This window comes from Tannerella serpentiformis (genome assembly GCF_003033925.1).
GTDB lineage: Bacteria > Bacteroidota > Bacteroidia > Bacteroidales > Tannerellaceae > Tannerella > Tannerella serpentiformis.
Genome location: NZ_CP028365.1, coordinates 397,343 through 413,879, shown reverse-complemented (window position 1 = coordinate 413,879; position 16,537 = coordinate 397,343). Strand labels below are relative to the sequence as shown.

Annotated in this window: 14 protein-coding genes and 1 tRNA gene; 12 read left to right on the top strand and 3 right to left on the bottom strand. The window is 59.7% G+C overall.

Annotated features, from left to right (window positions below):
* Positions 1–36: 36 nt before the first annotated feature.
* Entirely contained in the window at positions 37–984 is a 948-nt protein-coding gene (locus C7123_RS01700) for an NAD-dependent epimerase/dehydratase family protein (protein WP_069175574.1), read from the bottom strand.
* 492 nt (positions 985–1,476) lie between these two features.
* Here C7123_RS01700 and kbl point away from each other — a divergent pair, with 492 nt between their 5' ends.
* From kbl to nagB, 12 genes are all read left to right on the top strand, one after another.
* Positions 1,477–2,667: a glycine C-acetyltransferase gene (gene kbl, locus C7123_RS01695; RefSeq protein WP_069175573.1), complete on the top strand. Its 1,191-nt coding sequence runs from the start codon at positions 1,477–1,479 to the stop codon at positions 2,665–2,667.
* An 87-nt stretch (positions 2,668–2,754) separates the two neighbouring features.
* Positions 2,755–3,663 carry a DUF2156 domain-containing protein gene (locus C7123_RS01690; protein WP_069175572.1) on the top strand — a complete coding sequence of 303 codons (909 nt, stop codon included), beginning with the start codon at positions 2,755–2,757 and terminating at the stop codon, positions 3,661–3,663.
* Positions 3,660–4,511, top strand: a complete 852-nt coding sequence (locus C7123_RS01685) for a GNAT family N-acetyltransferase (RefSeq protein WP_069175571.1) — start codon at positions 3,660–3,662, stop codon at positions 4,509–4,511. Before C7123_RS01690 ends, C7123_RS01685 begins: the two co-directional genes overlap by 4 nt.
* 644 nt (positions 4,512–5,155) lie before the next feature.
* Positions 5,156–6,325, top strand: a complete 1,170-nt coding sequence (porV, locus tag C7123_RS01680) for a type IX secretion system outer membrane channel protein PorV (protein WP_069175570.1) — start codon at positions 5,156–5,158, stop codon at positions 6,323–6,325.
* A gap of 232 nt (positions 6,326–6,557) precedes the next feature.
* Positions 6,558–7,031 carry a 2-C-methyl-D-erythritol 2,4-cyclodiphosphate synthase gene (gene ispF / locus C7123_RS01670; protein ID WP_069175569.1) on the top strand — a complete coding sequence of 158 codons (474 nt, stop codon included), beginning with the start codon at positions 6,558–6,560 and terminating at the stop codon, positions 7,029–7,031.
* Positions 7,032–7,034: 3 nt separating this feature from the next.
* The gene (gene recO, locus C7123_RS01665) at positions 7,035–7,760 is read left to right on the top strand and encodes a DNA repair protein RecO (protein ID WP_069175568.1); all 726 of its coding nucleotides are present in this window, start codon (positions 7,035–7,037) and stop codon (positions 7,758–7,760) included.
* Between the two features lie 147 nt (positions 7,761–7,907).
* Positions 7,908–8,540, top strand: coding sequence for a superoxide dismutase (locus C7123_RS01660; protein ID WP_069175567.1), 633 nt, complete (start codon positions 7,908–7,910; stop codon positions 8,538–8,540).
* A gap of 84 nt (positions 8,541–8,624) precedes the next feature.
* A tRNA-Arg gene (locus C7123_RS01655) sits at positions 8,625–8,699 on the top strand.
* A 25-nt stretch (positions 8,700–8,724) separates the two neighbouring features.
* Complete coding sequence (locus tag C7123_RS01650) at positions 8,725–9,624, top strand: diaminopimelate dehydrogenase (RefSeq protein WP_069175566.1); 900 nt, start codon at positions 8,725–8,727, stop codon at positions 9,622–9,624.
* Between the two features lie 17 nt (positions 9,625–9,641).
* Positions 9,642–10,466: a prolipoprotein diacylglyceryl transferase gene (gene lgt, locus C7123_RS01645; RefSeq protein ID WP_069175565.1), complete on the top strand. Its 825-nt coding sequence runs from the start codon at positions 9,642–9,644 to the stop codon at positions 10,464–10,466.
* Positions 10,467–10,985: 519 nt separating this feature from the next.
* Entirely contained in the window at positions 10,986–12,170 is a 1,185-nt protein-coding gene (locus tag C7123_RS01640; RefSeq protein ID WP_069175564.1) for an FprA family A-type flavoprotein, read from the top strand.
* Between the two features lie 84 nt (positions 12,171–12,254).
* The gene (gene nagB / locus C7123_RS01635) at positions 12,255–13,055 is read left to right on the top strand and encodes a glucosamine-6-phosphate deaminase (protein ID WP_069175563.1); all 801 of its coding nucleotides are present in this window, start codon (positions 12,255–12,257) and stop codon (positions 13,053–13,055) included.
* A gap of 303 nt (positions 13,056–13,358) precedes the next feature.
* Here nagB and dnaB read toward each other — a convergent pair whose 3' ends face one another.
* Both dnaB and C7123_RS01620 read right to left on the bottom strand, forming a co-directional pair.
* Complete coding sequence (gene dnaB, locus C7123_RS01630) at positions 13,359–14,885, bottom strand: replicative DNA helicase (RefSeq protein ID WP_069175562.1); 1,527 nt, start codon at positions 14,883–14,885, stop codon at positions 13,359–13,361.
* Between the two features lie 545 nt (positions 14,886–15,430).
* Positions 15,431–16,537, bottom strand: coding sequence for a GDP-L-fucose synthase family protein (locus tag C7123_RS01620; protein WP_069175560.1), 1,107 nt, complete (start codon positions 16,535–16,537; stop codon positions 15,431–15,433).

Below are 16,537 nucleotides of genomic sequence, written 5' to 3'. Positions count from 1 at the left end.
TTAGTCGTGAAAGCAGGGTAGGAGGGGGGCGCTCGGTCAGAAGCGAGCCGAGAGCTTCTCCAGCATGTCGCGCGTCATGGCGTCGAGATCGTAGCGCGGCGCCCAGTCCCACTCCTCGCGGGCGCAATGGTCGTCCATGTGGTTCGGCCACGAGTCGGCGATAGACTGCCGCAAGGGATCGACGGCGTACTCCATGACGAAGTCGGGCCGATACTTGCGGATCTGCCGGTAGATGATCTCCGGATCGAAGCTCATCGAGGCGATGTTGAACGCGTTGCGATGCCTGAGCCGCGCAGGGTCAGCCTCCATCAGACTGATGGCAGCGTGCAGTGCGTCGGGCATGTACATCATGTCCATGAACGTGCCGCCCTGAATGGGGCAGCGGAACGTCTCGCCCCGAGCCGCGGCGTAGAAGATGTCGACAGCATAGTCCGTCGTGCCACCGCCCGGAGGCGTCACGTACGAGATCAGCCCCGGGAAGCGCACGCCACGCGTGTCGACGCCGAAGCGGGTATAATAGTAGTCGCTGAGCAACTCGCCCGTCACCTTCGTCACGCCATACATGGTGTGTGGCCGGCAGATGGTATCCTGCGGCGTCATGTCTTTCGGCGCACCGTCGCCAAAGGCTCCGATCGAGCTGGGGGTGAAGACGGCGCAGCCCCGTTCACGGGCCACTTCGAGCACGTTCATCAGGCCGTCGATGCCGATGTGCCACGCCAGGCAGTGCTTGCTTTCGGCCACGGCCGAGAGTAGCGCTGCGAGGTTGTACACCGTGTCGACGCGATACTTCGCCACCGTGTCTGCGATCTGCTGTCCGTTCGTGATGTCCACAATGGCTGCCGGGCCCGTTTCGGCCAGCTCGCCCTTGGGTTCGGCTCCGGGTATGTAACCCGCAACCACATTCTCTCCGTAATGCTTTCGCAATTCCAAGGTCAGTTCAGAGCCGATTTGTCCGGTTGAACCGATTACCAATATGTTTTTCATCTTGCTGAATGTGAATTTTTGCGCGCAAAGGTATCAGAATAGATATACGACAAAATAGAAACCCATACAATCTGCAAAAAGAGATGATGCGTGCACTTCAAAACGCACAGCGACGGGCTGTCGCAGATTTTGCAACGCCCGAAATACACAGCGACGGGCTGTCGTAGATTTTGCAACGCTCGAAATACACAGCGACGGGCTGTCGCAAAATTTGCAACGCTCAAAATACACAGCGACGGGCTGTCGCAGCTTTTGCAACGCCCAAAACACACAGCGATGGGCTGTCGCAGCTTTGCAACAGCTCAAAACACACAGCGACGGGCTGTCGCAGCTTTGCATGGCCCCGAAATACACAGCGACGTGCCCGCGCAGACGGGCGACGATACGCTGATATCGCATCGGTGGCTGAGGGATGAGGCGCCGGCCCCGTTTTACCTCGAACTACGTCTTACATTTGCCGCCGCGAAACCATAATTACATACACAAAGAGTCATGTACGGAAAAATTCAAGCGTTCCTCCAGCAGGAACTGGCCGACATCGAGTCGGCGGGATTATTCAAAAAAGAACGCATCATCCGAACCCCGCAGCGCGCTGACATCCGCGTTGGCGACGGCGAGGAGGTGCTAAACTTCTGCGCCAACAATTACCTCGGGCTATCCGACAATCCGCGCCTCATCGAGGCCGCCACACGCGCCATGCAACAGCGCGGATTCGGCATGTCGTCCGTGCGATTCATTTGCGGTACGCAGGACATGCACAAGGACCTCGAGGCCGCCATCGCCCGCTTCTTCCGGACGGACGACACGATCCTTTACGGCTCCTGTTTCGACGCCAACGGCGGACTCTTCGAGCCGCTCCTCGGCGAGCAGGACGCCATCATCTCCGATGCCCTCAACCACGCCTCGATCATCGACGGCGTACGCCTCTGCAAGGCCAAACGTTTCTGCTACGCCAATGCGGATATGGCCGACTTGGAGCGTTGCCTGAAGGAGGCCGCGGGCTGTCGCTTCCGCGTGATTGCGACGGACGGCGTCTTCTCGATGGATGGCAACGTGGCGCCGATGGATCGGATCTGCGACCTGGCCGAGCGTTACGACGCGTTGGTGATGGTCGACGAGTCGCACTCTGCGGGCGTCGTTGGGCCGACGGGACGCGGCGTAGCGGAGCAGTTCAACCTTTACGGACGCATCGACATCTTCACCGGTACGCTGGGCAAGGCCTTCGGCGGCGCTATGGGCGGCTTCACCACGGGCCGGAAGGAGATCATCGACATGCTCCGCCAGCGGTCACGCCCGTACCTCTTCTCCAACTCGCTGGCCCCGTCGATCGTCGGCGCGAGCATTGAGATGTTCAAGATGCTCGACGAGTCGGACACGCTCCACACGAAGCTGGCGCGCAACGTGACCTACTTCCGCGACCGCATGATAGAGGCGGGCTTCGACATTAAGCCCACGCAGTCGGCTATCTGCGCCGTGATGCTGTACGACGCCAAGCTCTCGCAAGACTTTGCCCGCGAAATGCAGCACGAAGGCATCTACGTGACCGGCTTCTACTATCCGGTCGTGCCCAAGGATCAAGCGCGCATTCGCGTGCAGCTCTCTGCCGGACACGAGCGCGAGCACCTCGACAAGGCCATCGCCGCCTTCATCAAAGTCGGCCGTACGCTGGGCGTCATCAAGTAGACGTAAGCCTGCCGACAAGCCCCCCGACGCCGATCGGACAGATTTCAGGCCTGCCCGGTCGGCGTTTCCTTTCCTATTTATAGACTTATGACATTCCAACCCATCTCCCTCACCGATCGCGACGCGATCAGCGCATTCACCCTGAATGCCCCCTATTCCAACTGCGATTTCGCCTTCGCCAACATATGCAGCTGGCGGTTCCTCTACGACACCGAGTATGCCATCGAGGACGGCTTCCTCTTCATCCGCTTTTACATCGAGGAAAACGCGGGCCGACGACTGGCCTACATGATGCCGATCGGCCACGGCGGCCTGGGCGCAGCCATCCGTAAGCTGGACGAAAACAACCACGTGAACGGTTTCGGCCACCCGCTGCTTGTGCTCGGCATTACCCCCGAGGCACGCCCGGAGCTGGAGGCTGCCTGCCCCGACAAGTTCGCCTACATGGCCGACCGCGACTACTTCGATTACATCTACCTGCGCGAGGAGCTACTCACGCTGCGCGGCAAAAAACTCCAGTCGAAGCGCAACCACGCCAACCGTTTCCGCAAGGAATACACCTACACCTACCTGCCCCTCACGCCCGAGACGGCCCCCTGCTGCATGGAGCTGGAGCGCACCTGGATGCGTGCCAACGCGACGGACGACAACGCCGACGACCTCACCAATGAGCGTCGATCGATGGACTTCGCCCTCCGCAACTTCGAAGCGCTGGGCCTCACCGGTGGCGCCCTGGTCATCGACGACCACATCGCCGCCTTCACCTACGGATCGCCCATCAACCGCACCACCTTCGGCGTGCACGTCGAGAAGGCCGACACGCGCTACGAGGGCATTTTCAGCGTCATCAACCAGGAGTTTGTCGCCCACATTCCGGAGACGTACACCTACATCAATCGCGAGGAGGATCTCGGGCTGCCGGGCCTCCGCAAGGCCAAACTGTCGTACAACCCCGCCGTGCTGCTGGAGAAGTTCGGCGCCGTGAAGCGCCGATGATCCGCGACCCGCGACTACCCGCGATGATGCGCCTCTGGCAGGACACGTTTGGCGACTCCGACGCCTTCGTCCGCCTCTTCTTCACCCGCGTCTATCGGCCCCAGAATGCCCTCACGCTCAGCCGCGACGGACGCCTCGCGGCCATGCTTCACATCGTCCCCTACCGCCTCCGCGTGGGGAGGCGCACGCTTCCCGCGGCCTACATCTGCGGCGTCAGCACCCGCCCCGAGGCGCGCGGCCAGGGGCTGATGACGGCCCTCATGCGCCGCGCCCTCCGCACGATGCGCCGCCGAGGCTTCGCCCTCACCACGCTCATCCCCGCCGAGCCGTGGCTCTTCGACGTCTACGCCCGCTTGGGCTACGTCCACCCCATCCAGACTTGCGACGAACGGATCGCCACGGCCGACCTACCGCTCGCTCCCCCTGACGTCCGCATCGCGCCCTGCACCGACGCGCGCTTTTACGCCGCCTTCGACCGCCTCGAGCGCCGCCGACCGTGCGCCATCCTGCACACGGCCCGCGACTTCGACACCATCCGCCTCGACTGCGAATCGGACGGCGGCCGTGTGCTCGTGGCCCTGGCCGACGGACGGCCCGCAGGCTTCCTCTTCGAGGCGCCCGAGGAGGGCGGCGTGGTGCGCGTCAAGGAGTTGCTCGCCGAGGACGCGGACACCGAGACGGCCCTCCTTCGCGCCGCTGCCACGCGTCACGGCGCCACGCAGCTCCGCATTCGTCGCCCCCCGCAGCCCGACCGCCCCTCGCAGCCTTACGGACTGGCCGCACGGCTCGACGACCGTCTCTCGGCGGCCGACATCGACCGTCTCCACATGGCGCTGATGCTCGATTAGCCGAGCCGCGCGTCGTTTCCACCCGTTTTTGGGTCCCTGATCCTGATTTCTATTGAATGCAAAACGTGTATCCTATCGTATGGCTCAAAATACGATTTGATACACGTTTGTTTTATATCAGATAGCATGCAATCCGATCCGATACAAAATTGTTTCGCTCTGGATTGCACGCAATCTGATCCGAATCAAAACTGATTCGCTCTAGATTGCATGCAATCTGATCCGAATCAGAATTGTATTACTCTGGATTGTATGCAATCCGATCCGATACAAAACTATTTCGCTTAGAATTGCATGCAATATAATTCGAATCAAAATTGTATTACTCTATATTGCATGCAATCTGGTCCGATACAAAACTGTTTCGCTCCGGATTGCACGACAAACGAAGCATTTCTATTTTGTATAGATAGAGGTGGAAGGGGATGTGATCTGAATCAAGATGGATTCAAAAGAGAGGGTCGGCTATACGAGATGAATCCAAAAAGCGGCTATTCGTTTCTTAGCGTCGAGGGGCTGTCGTCAGCCCGCGTCAGACGAGAGACGACCGACTGAGATCGCTTCTTCACCTGCGTACAATAATGCACCGGCCTCGTAGTTATAAAGGGGCTTATTTTTTGAACGAAACATTGACACAAACCCCTATGATGAACCTTCGTAGAATCGTCGGCCTGTTGCCGGCGCTGCTCCTGCCCGCAGCCCTGCTGCATGCACAGGACAAGTACAAACAATTCAGCCCCATCAACACGGCTATCCCTTCGCTTTCCATCGCCCCCGATGCGCGCGGCGGCGGTATGGGCGACATCGGCGCCGCCACCCTGCCCGACATCCACTCGCAGTATTGGAACGCCTCGAAATACGCCTTCATGGAGAGCAAAGCTGGCGTCGGCATCTCGTACACCCCCTGGCTCCGCAAGCTCGTCAAGGACGTCTACATGGCCTACGCCTCGGGTTACTACAAGCCCAACGACCGATCGGCCATCGGCGCCTCCCTGCGCTACTTCTCGCTGGGTGAGGTGCCTATCACCAATCAGGTCGGCCAGCAACTCACCAACCTCAACCCCTACGAAATGGCCTTCGACCTGAGCTACGGCATGAAGCTCTCCGAAAACTACTCCATGGCCGTCGCCCTGCGCTACATCCGGTCTGACATGAACGCCACCGTCAACCAAGACCTGCAGCCCGCCAACGCCGTCTCGGTCGACGTCTCCGGCTACCTCGAGAAGTACGTCTACCTCGGGCAGAGCGAGAGCCTCTGGAGCTTCGGCTACAACGTCTCGAACCTCGGTACCAAGGTCTCGTTCGACGGTGGCAACCGCCAGCAGTTCCTGCCCGCCAACCTCAAGATCGGTACCGGCCTCCTGTACCCCATCGACGACTACAACCAGATCGGCGTCTACCTCGACCTCAACAAGTACCTCGTGCCCACCGAACCAATTAAGCGCGAGGGCGAGTCGGACGCCGACTTCGCCAAACGCAGCGACGACTACAAGACGATGAACTCCCTCTCGGCCGCGCTCCGGTCCTTCTCCGACGCCAACGACGGTTTCAGCGAAGAGCTGAAGGAGGTCAACGTCTCGCTCGGTGCCGAATACAGCTACAACAACCAGTTCTTCGTCCGCGGCGGTTACTATTACGAGAACCAGCTAAAGGGCAACCGCCAATACTTCTCGATGGGTGCTGGCTTCAAGATGAACGTCTTCCGCCTCGACGCCGCCTACCTCATCAGCACCGTCCAGAGTAACCCCCTCGATCAAACGCTCCGCTTCTCCCTCTCCTTCGACATGGACGGACTGCGTAGCCTATTCAATTAATCATTAGAGGGTAGAGGGTAGAGCCGGGTACATGTTCATCCTCTACCCTCTACTCTCTACCCTCTACTCTCTACCCTCTACTCTCTACCCTCTACTCTCTACCCTCTACTCTCTACCCTCTACTCTCTACCCTCTACTCTCTACCCTCTACTCTCCACCCTCTACTCTCTACCCTCTACTCTCTACCCTCTACCCTCTACCCTCTACCCTCTACCCTCTACCCTCTACCATTATGCGAATCGGATTCGGATACGACGTCCACACCTTCGCCCCCGACCGTGAACTGTGGATCGGCGGTGTGCACATCGACCACCCCCTCGGACTCCTCGGCCATAGCGACGCCGACGTACTCATTCACGCCATCTGCGACGCCCTGCTCGGCGCCGCCGGACTGCGCGACATCGGCTATCACTTTCCCGACACCGCCGGCGAGTATGCCGGCATCGACAGCAAGATCCTCCTCTCCTGTACCATGCGCCTCCTCCGCGATGCGGGCTACGAACTGGGCAACATCGACGCCACCGTGGTGGCCGAACAGCCCAAGCTCAACCCCCACATCCCCGACATGCAGCGCACGATGGCCGAAGTCATGGGCGTCCCCACGGCCGACATCTCCATCAAAGCCACCACCTCCGAGCGTATGGGCTTCGTCGGACGCCGCGAAGGCATCGCCGCCTACGCCGTGGCGCTCATTGTCCCCCGGTGACTTATGCTGCATAAGACGCGCGGCATCGTCCTCCACACCCTACCCTACGGCGACAAATACCTCATCGTCGCCATCTACACCGAACTCTTCGGGCGTGTCGGCTACCTCACCACCCCCGCTCGACGGGGTAAGGGTGGCGTTGCGCAGGCCCTGCTCATGCCCCTCTCGCTACTCGAGCTGGAGGTGGAGCACCGCAACGACCGCGACCTGCAACGCATCCGTGAGGCGCGATCCCTCTCCATCCCCACCGCCCTCCAGACGCATCCGGCGAAGAACGCCGAGGCGCTCTTCCTCTCCGAGATCCTCTATCGGGTCATCCGCGAGAAGGAGTCCGATCCGCCGCTCTTCCACTTCCTCTTCGACGCCGTCCGTCATCTCGAAACGGCCGACGCCGGCATCGCCAACTTCCACCTCACATTCCTCTTCCGTCTGGCCGTCTACCTCGGCATCCGCCCCAATCGCGAGACGTACGTGGAGGGCCGCTACTTCGACCTCCTCGAGGGCATCTTCACCGAGGAAGTCCCCCTTCACGGCCGCTATCTGAACGCTGACGACAGTCGCGTCATGGCCCGCCTGACGAAGATGACCTTCGCCAACATGTCGCTCTTCGCCTTCTCCCACACCGAACGCTCGGCCATCCTCGGCCACGTCCTCGACTTCTATCGCCTGCACCTGCCCGGCTTTCCAGAGCTCAAGTCGCTCGAGGTGCTGCGCGCGCTTTTTGAATGAAGGCGGATCGTGTATGGGAGGAGGGCGTAGAACGACGGCAGATGCACCGCTAAGCAGAGTCACCCAAAAAACAGTAAAAGCCGAATTGCCACTTTGGCATTACAACCCCGGGCGTATCTTTGCCCGCGTTTTTTGCCATACAGCAGAATGAGAACCATTGTATTATCCATCATCACAACAATCATCAGCTTTACACTTATGAGCTTCGACATGCCCAAACTTCCCTACGCAACGAATGCGTTAGAACCCGTAATCAGCCAACAGACGATCGAGTTTCACTACGGTAAACACCTCCAGAACTACGTCAACACGCTGAATAAACTCATCGAAGGCACCGAATATGCGAGCAAACCCCTCGAAGAGATCGTCAAGACAGCCCCCGCGGGCGGCATTTTCAACAACGCCGGCCAGCTGCTGAATCACACGCTCTACTTCCTCCAGTTCAAGTCGCCCGTCGAGAACAACAAGCCCACCGGCAAGATCGCTGAGGCTATCAACCGCGACTTCGGCAGCTTCGAGGCCTTCCAGAAGGCTTTCGGTGATGCCGCCGCTACCCTCTTCGGGTCAGGCTGGGCGTTCCTCTCGGTAGATCAGAATGGCAAACTTGTCATCACGCAGGAGCCCAACGGTGCCAATCCCGTAGTCCGTGGCTACAAGCCCATCTTCGGTCTCGATGTATGGGAGCACGCTTACTACCTCGACTATCAGAACCGTCGTGCCGATCACATCAAGGCCGTCTGGGATATTGTCGACTGGGACGTGGTAGGCAGCCGCCTCTAAACCGGAAGCGTCAGTTAATGGCGCCAAGGCGCACCAACAACTCTTCACGGCGGACTGTTTCTCAGGCGGTCCGCTGTTGAATAAGGTCTCGTAGTTCAATGGATAGAATGGAAGTTTCCTAAACTTTAGATTCGGGTTCGATTCCCGGCGAGACTACCAAGCAACACTCCCTCCTCCCCCCTCTATGAAAAAAATCAGAGCTGCCGTAGTGGGCTACGGCAATATCGGGCGCTATGCGCTGGAAGCCATTGAGGCCGCGCCCGACTTTGAAGTGGCGGGCGTCATCCGTCGCAACCCCCAATCTCCCCTTCCTGAGCCGTTCCGCTCATACCCCGTAACCGATCATTTAGAGAAGCTCGAGGCTGTCGACGTGGCCATATTGGCTACCCCCACGCGTTCGGTCGAGGTTTACGCCAAAGCCGCACTGGCGCTGGGCATTCGCACGGTGGACAGCTTCGATATCCATACCCAAATAGCCGACCTGCGTCGGACGCTCGATGTAGAGGCCAAACGGCACGGCGTTGTGTCGGTTGTGGCTGCCGGATGGGATCCGGGTAGCGACTCGGTGGTGCGTGCGCTGCTGCAGGCCATCGTGCCGGAGGGCATCACCTACACCGACTTTGGCCCAGGCATGAGCATGGGGCACACGGTGGCGGTGAAGGCCATCGAAGGCGTACGCGCGGCGCTGAGCATGACTATCCCGATGGGCACGGGCGTGCACCGACGCATGGTCTACGTAGAGATTGAAGACGGATACGACTTCGACACCGTAGCCGACGCCATCTGCCGCGACGACTATTTCGCCCACGACGAGACGCACGTCGTCCGCGTCGACTCGGTCGAGGCGCTGAAGGATGTGGGCCACGGTGTGCACCTCACCCGCAAAGGCGTCTCCGGCGTGACGCACAACCAGCGCATCAGCTTCGATATGCAGATCAATAACCCGGCGCTCACGGGGCAGATCCTCGTGGCCGCCGCCCGCGCTGCGATGCGACTCCAGCCGGGCGCCTATACAATGATTGAAATTCCGCCCGTCGACCTGCTGCCTGGCGATCGCGACGCCTGGATCGGACGAATCGTGTAACGAATCCCACTCGGCCTATGCTTTTAGACATTACTTGGACCGCCGACCCGGTCATCTTCTCCATCGGCCCGAAGGAAATCCGCTGGTATACGCTCATGTTCCTCATCGGTTTTGCCGTGGGTTACAAGATCGTCGAGCGCATGTTTCGGCGCGAAGGCCTCAATGAGAAATGGCTCGATCCGCTCCTCTACTTCACCCTGGCCGGCACGCTTATCGGTGCCCGACTGGGGCATTGTCTTTTCTACAATCCGTCGTATTACTTCTCCCACCCGGTCGAGATCCTCAAGGTCTGGGAGGGCGGCCTGGCCAGCCACGGCGGCGTATTGGGTATCATCATTGCCATCTATTTCTTCTCGCGTTACGTGTCGCACCGGAGTATGCTCTGGACGTTCGACAAGCTCGTCGTCCCCACCGGGCTGGTGGCGGCGCTGATCCGCATCGGCAACCTGATGAACCACGAAATCTATGGCCACCCGACCGACCTGCCGTGGGGTTTCCGCTTCGTCAAGAACCTCTACGCCTGGCGTCACGGCGCCGCGCCCATCTTCACCCCGCCCTCACACCCGACGCAGCTCTACGAGGCCATCTGCTACCTCCTGACTTTCGTCCTCTGCATGTGGCTCTACTTCAAGCGGGACGCTTGGAAGCGCGAGGGACTCATCTTCGGCATCTTCATGATCTGCATCTTCACCGCCCGCTTCTTTGTGGAGTTTCTGAAGAACTATCAGGAAGACTTTGAGGCCTCCCTGCCGCTCGATATGGGCCAGTTGCTCAGCATCCCGTTCATCCTTTTGGGCATCTATTGCGTATGGCGCGCGCTGAAACAGCCTGTCCAGTCTTGAACGCATATTCTGAGGGCTTTACAGTGCCCGCGGAGCTTTTGGAAATGCTTGCAACAATTCTGCAAAGCCCAAAAAGTTTTTCGCGGCACTTGCAGCGTCCCTGCAAACTCCAAAAAGTTTTTCGAAGCACTTGCAGCGTTCCTGCAAACGCCGAAAAGTTTTTCGAGGCACTTGCAGCGTTCCTGCAAACGCCAAAAAGTTCTTCGCGGCGTTTGCAGCATTCCTGCAAACGCCAAAAGGTTTTTCGAGGCACTTGCAGCGTCCCTGCAAACGCCAAAAAGTTCTTCGCGGCGTTTGCAGCATTCCTGCAGAGGCCAAAAAGTTTTTCGGGGCATTTGCAGCATTTCTGCAAGCACCAAAACTTCATTTTTCGATTTGCAAGATTGTTGCAACGACTAACAAGTCCCTCCGCGCCCCGTATTTCCCATAAAAAGGAGGCTGAGAGTTCATTTCTCCCCAACGATTTCGCACTACCGAATCATACACATATCAATCATCAATAAAAAAACAGGATCCATCATGAAAGCTGTTGCTAAGGACATTTATTACGTAGGCGTAAACGATCGCCAAAAAGCACTGTTTGAAAACCTGTGGCCGCTCCCCGGGGGCGTGTCCTACAACTCTTATTTGATCGTCGACGACAAGACTGTGCTCGTCGATACGGTCGATATCTGCTATTCCGACCTCTTCTTCAAGCGCGTGGCCAAGCTGCTTGGCGGCCGCAAGCTGGACTATCTGGTGGTCGATCACATGGAGCCGGACCACGCCGGCAGCATCCGCCTCTTGCGCCAGATCTACCCCGATGTGAAGATCATCGGCAACAAGCAGACCTTCGGCATGCTGGCCGGATATCACGGCATCACCGACGGGCTGCACGAGGTCAAGGAGGGCGACACGCTCGACTTGGGCCACCACAAGCTCTCGTTCTACATGGCCCCGATGGTGCACTGGCCTGAGGTCATGGTCACGTATGAGGAGACGGAGAAGGTGCTCTTCTCGGCCGACGCCTTCGGCACGTTCGGCACCCTGGACGGCGGCGTGCTCGACACCGATATGGACACCGACCGCTTCTGGAGCGAGATGACGCGCTACTACGCAAACATCGTCGGCAAGTACGGCGCCCCCGTGCAGCGCGCACTCAAGAAGCTCTCCGGGCTTGAGATCCACACCATCTGCTCTACCCACGGCCCCGTCTGGACGAAGCAAAGCGGCGATGTGATCGCCCTCTACGACCGCCTCAGCCGCTACGAAGGCCTCGACGGCGTGACGATCATCTACGGCAGCATGTACGGCCACACCGAACAGATGGCTGAGGACATCGCCACGGCCCTCTCCGACGGCGGCGTGCGCCACATCGCCATGCACAACGTCAGCAAGAGCCACGGCTCCTACATCCTGCGCGACGTCTTCAACTACCGCGGCCTCATCGTGGGTTGCCCCACCTACAGCGGCCAGCTCTACCCCGAGGTGGAGATGGTGCTCTCTGAGATCAAGCTGCGCGAGGTGAAGGATCGCCTCTTCAGCTACTTCGGCTCGTTCACCTGGGCCGGCGCCGCAGTGAAGCATCTGGCGGCCTACGCCGAAGCCATGAAGTGGGAGGTAGTCGGCACACCCGTCGAGCAGAAGCAAGGCATCAGCACCGAAGAGCAGTGCATCGCCCTCGGACAAGCCATGGCGGAACGACTGAGAGGAACGAACAAGTAAAAACGGAACAGTGAAAGGCTCCTGCCGGTAAGGGAGGGGGATCGCCCCTTCGTCCGGCAGGAGCTTTTCGTTTATAGATCAATCATGCGCCTGCTTATTCAACCCACCTACGAAGCCATGTCCCGCTGGGCGGCGGACTACATCGCTTTGCGCATTAACCGCGCCGCACCCACGGCCGAGCGTCCCTTCGTCTTGGGTCTGCCCACCGGCTCGTCGCCCATCGGCACCTACAAACGGCTCATCGAGCTGTGCCAGCAAGGCCGAGTATCCTTCCGCCACGTCGTCACCTTCAACATGGACGAATACGTCGGCCTGCCCGAGGATCACCCCGAGAGCTACCACACCTTCATGCGTCGCCACTTCTTCGATCATGTCGATGTAGCGCCGCACAACATCCATATCCTCAACGGTAACGCCCCCGACCTCGAAGCCGAGTGTGCAGCCTACGAGAAGCGTATCAGCGAAGTCGGCGGCATCGACCTCTTCCTCGGCGGTATCGGCCCTGACGGCCATGTGGCCTTCAACGAGCCCGGTTCGTCGCTCCGTTCGCGCACCCGCATCAAGTCGCTCACCACGGACACGATCATCGCCAACTCACGCTTCTTCGACAACGACGTCACGCAGGTGCCCAAGACGGCGCTCACCGTCGGCGTCGGCACCGTCATGGACGCGCGCGAGGTGGTGATCCTAGCCAACGGTCACGCCAAGGCGCGTGCGCTGCAGCAAGCCGTGGAGGGCAGCGTGAACCAGATGTGGACCATCACCGCCCTGCAACTCCATCCGCACGGCATCATCGTCTGCGACGAAGCCGCCTGCGACGAGCTGAAGGTCGGCACCTACCGTTACTTCAAAGACATCGAGCGAGCGAACATCCTCGGTCACTAAGGGCCGGAGCCGGTTCGCCGGCCAGCGAAGTTTGGCCGGGGGCGTCTTCGGACGCCAGCGAAGTTTGGCCGGGTACAGGTGGCTGTGGCCGTCAACGAAGAATGCCGGATACATGTGGGGGAGACCCATCGTGTATCCGGCATTGTCTTGTATAGAAGAGTTTGTACCCGGCCAGCTTGGCTGGCGTCCCTGACGCCTTGATCTTCTTTTGCTTCCTTTTCTTCCATCAAGGGAAGAAAAGGAAGTAGGGGCGTATCGCATACGCCCCACATGTACCCGGTAATTTTTCGTTTTTCGTTTTTATCAGAACGGCACCGGTTCGTCGTTTTGGGCGGCGATGAAGTCCTCCACGTTCGGGGCGGTGACGGGAGCGGGACCGGGGGCGTCTTCCTGATTCATGCTGGAGGCGTACTCGCGGACGGCTTGATCCTCGCTGAGGTTGATGAACTTGGCAAACTCGCTCTTGAAACGCAGTCGCACGTCGCCCGTGGCGCCGTTACGGTGCTTGGCTACGATGATCTCGGCGATGCCCGCGAGGGAGTTGCCGCGCTCGTCCTCGAGGATCTTGTAATACTCCGGGCGGTGGATGAAGCAGACCATGTCCGCGTCCTGCTCGATGGCGCCCGACTCACGCAGGTCGGCCAGCTGCGGGCGCTTCCCCTCGATGCCTTGGCGCGCCTCCACGCCACGGTTGAGCTGCGAGAGGGCGATGATGGGGATGTTCAGCTCCTTGGCCAGCCCTTTGAGCGAGCGCGAGATGGTGCTCACCTCCTGCTCACGGCTGCCGAAGTTCATGCCACTGGCGTTCATCAGCTGGAGGTAGTCGATGAAGATGCACTGGATCTTGTGCTCGCGTACGAGACGTCGCGCCTTGGTGCGAAGCTCGAAGATGGAGAGGCTTGGCGTGTCGTCGACGTAGATTGGCGCGTCGTAGAGGTCCTTGATCTTGTACTCCAGCTGCTCCCACTCGTACTTCTCCAGCCGGCCGCTCTTGATCTTCTCGCCCGGCAGCTCGCAGACGTTCACGATGAGGCGGTTCACGAGCTGCACGTTGCTCATCTCAAGCGAGAACATGGCCACGGGGACTTTGAACGTGACGGCCATATTGCGGGCCATGGAGAGCACGAAGGCCGTCTTACCCATCGCGGGGCGGGCGGCGATGATGACGAGGTCGGAGTTCTGCCACCCGGACGTGATCTTGTCCAGATCGGCAAAGCCGGTGGGCAGTCCGCTGAGGCCCTCCTTCCGGTTGGCCGCCCGCTCGAGCAGCTCGCGCGCCTCCTTGATGATGGGGTTGATCTGCACGGCCTCGTTGCGGATGTTCTGCTGCGAGATGCGGAAGAGCTCGCCCTCGGCCTCCTGCATGAGCTCTTTGACCTCGATCGTCTCGTCGTAGGCCTTGCCTTGGATCTCGCCCGTGTAGCGGATCAGTTCGCGGGCCAGGAACTTCTCGGCCACGATCTGCGCGTGGCGCTCGAGGTGAGCTGCGCCGCCCACGTTCTCGGTCAGCTGGGAGATGTAGAGCGGTCCGCCGATCGCCTCCAGGTCGCCGTTTTTCTTCAGCTGATCGATGACGGTCAGCATGTCGATGGGGTGCTGGCGCGCGGCCAGATCGACGATGGCCTGATAGATGAGCCGGTGTGCCCGTTCATAGAAGCTCTCGGGCTTGAGCGTTTCGTTGACCTTAAAAAAGGCGTCCTGTTCGAGCATGAGCGCACCGAGGACAGCCTGTTCCAGATCGCGCGCCTGAGGCTGGAGTCGGCCCATGTCCGAGACTTGTACGACGACGGGCTTCTTGCGCGCCGTGCGGTTGGAATTGTTTTCTGCCATAGGGATGGGATGTGTGATAAGATGTTTTTTGTGGCGCCAAAAGTACTTGTCTGTCGGAAGGGCCTTCGAATCCGTTTCTGATTCCTTATCCCTTTCGTGTGATAGCCCCCAATCAGAATCTGATTCCCTATCCTTTTCATGTGATGACTCCCAATCAGAAACTGATTGCCTATCCTTTTCATGTGATAGCCCCCAATCAGAATCTGATTGATGACCTTTTGCGGTCAGGGGTAGCGAATCAGAAACTGATTGAGGCCCTTTTGCAGTCAGGGATAGCGAATCAGAAACTGATTGATGACCTTTTGCAGTCAGGGATAGTGAATCAGAAACTGATTGATGACCTTTTGCGGTCAGGGATAGTGAATCAGAAACTGATTGATGACCTTTTGCGGTCAGGGATAGTGAATCAGAAACTGATTGATGATCGTTTGCAGTCAGGAATAGCGAATCAGAAACGGATCCACGACTCAAAACAAGAAGTCCCGTGGATCAACAAAGGATCCGCAGGACTTCTCTGCATTGGGGGATAAGGCGCCGTACCCGGCTCATTGGCTGGCGCCCGTAGACGCCTCCGCAGACGCGTTCGTGTACCAGCGATAGATGCGGTCGACACCCTCGTCGATCTCGATGCGGTGGTGCCAGCCGAGGGCGTGGAGCTTGGAGACGTCGGTCAGCTTGCGGAGGGTGCCGTCGGGCTTGGTGGCGTCGAAGGCGAGGCGGCCGCCATAGCCGACGGTGCGGACGATGAGCCGCGCCAAGTCGCCGATGGTGATCTCGTGGCCCGTTCCGATGTTGATGTGGCAGTTGCGGACGTCGGGATCGGAGCCCTTCAAATCGGCGAAGTCGACATGCTCCATGATGTAGACGCAGGCGTCGGCCATCTCCTCGCTCCAGAGGAACTCGCGCAGCGGTGTGCCCGTGCCCCAGAGCGTGACGGCGTCGGGGGCGATGCCGTACTTGGCGAGCAGGGCGAGCAGCTCCTCGTCCGAGGCCGTGCGGGCGTCGACTTGCTCAACGGGGCGGCGGACGAGATCGGCGCGGACGTCGTCCATGCGGCCCTCGTGGAGGCAGCGGGCCAGGTGGATCTTGCGGATCATGGCGGGCAGGACGTGGCTGCGCTCCAGGTCGAAGTTGTCGTTCGGGCCGTAGAGGTTGGTGGGCATGACGGCGATGTAGTTCGTGCCGTATTGCAGGTTGAAGCTCTCGCACATCTTCAGGCCGGCGATCTTGGCGATGGCGTAGGGCTCGTTGGTGTACTCCAGCGGGGCGGTCAGGAGGGCGTCCTCGCGCATGGGTTGGGGCACGTCGCGGGGGTAGATGCAGGTGCTGCCGAGAAAGAGCAGTTTGCGGACATCGTGGCGGAAGCTCTCGCCGATGACGTTCTGCTGGATGCCGAGGTTGCGGTAGATGAAGTCGGCGCGGTAGCGGCTGTTGGCCATGATCCCACCCACGTAGGCCGCGGCCAGGACGACGTACGCCGGGCGCTCCTCGTCGAAGAATCGGCGAACGGCAGCGGCGTCCAGCAGGTCGAGCTCCGTGTGGGTGCGGCCCACGAGGTTCGTGTACCCCTTGGCGAGGAGGTTGTTCCAAATGGCCGACCCGACGAGTCCGCGGTGGCCGGCGACATAGATTTTGGCTTGCTTATCCATCAT

What these genes read in the sequence shown, in the direction of transcription:
- nagB (WP_069175563.1), top strand. Translation starts at nt 12,255, where the DNA reads ATGCGCCTGCTTATTCAACCCACCTACGAAGCCATGTCCCGCTGGGCG.
- C7123_RS01685 (WP_069175571.1), top strand. Translation starts at nt 3,660, where the DNA reads ATGATCCGCGACCCGCGACTACCCGCGATGATGCGCCTCTGGCAGGAC.
- ispF (WP_069175569.1), top strand. Translation starts at nt 6,558, where the DNA reads ATGCGAATCGGATTCGGATACGACGTCCACACCTTCGCCCCCGACCGT.
- kbl (WP_069175573.1), top strand. Translation starts at nt 1,477, where the DNA reads ATGTACGGAAAAATTCAAGCGTTCCTCCAGCAGGAACTGGCCGACATC.
- C7123_RS01650 (WP_069175566.1), top strand. Translation starts at nt 8,725, where the DNA reads ATGAAAAAAATCAGAGCTGCCGTAGTGGGCTACGGCAATATCGGGCGC.
- C7123_RS01690 (WP_069175572.1), top strand. Translation starts at nt 2,755, where the DNA reads ATGACATTCCAACCCATCTCCCTCACCGATCGCGACGCGATCAGCGCA.
- C7123_RS01700 (WP_069175574.1), bottom strand. Translation starts at nt 984, where the DNA reads ATGAAAAACATATTGGTAATCGGTTCAACCGGACAAATCGGCTCTGAA.
- C7123_RS01620 (WP_069175560.1), bottom strand. Translation starts at nt 16,537, where the DNA reads ATGATGGATAAGCAAGCCAAAATCTATGTCGCCGGCCACCGCGGACTC.
- C7123_RS01660 (WP_069175567.1), top strand. Translation starts at nt 7,908, where the DNA reads ATGAGAACCATTGTATTATCCATCATCACAACAATCATCAGCTTTACA.
- lgt (WP_069175565.1), top strand. Translation starts at nt 9,642, where the DNA reads ATGCTTTTAGACATTACTTGGACCGCCGACCCGGTCATCTTCTCCATC.
- C7123_RS01640 (WP_069175564.1), top strand. Translation starts at nt 10,986, where the DNA reads ATGAAAGCTGTTGCTAAGGACATTTATTACGTAGGCGTAAACGATCGC.
- porV (WP_069175570.1), top strand. Translation starts at nt 5,156, where the DNA reads ATGATGAACCTTCGTAGAATCGTCGGCCTGTTGCCGGCGCTGCTCCTG.
- dnaB (WP_069175562.1), bottom strand. Translation starts at nt 14,885, where the DNA reads ATGGCAGAAAACAATTCCAACCGCACGGCGCGCAAGAAGCCCGTCGTC.
- recO (WP_069175568.1), top strand. Translation starts at nt 7,035, where the DNA reads ATGCTGCATAAGACGCGCGGCATCGTCCTCCACACCCTACCCTACGGC.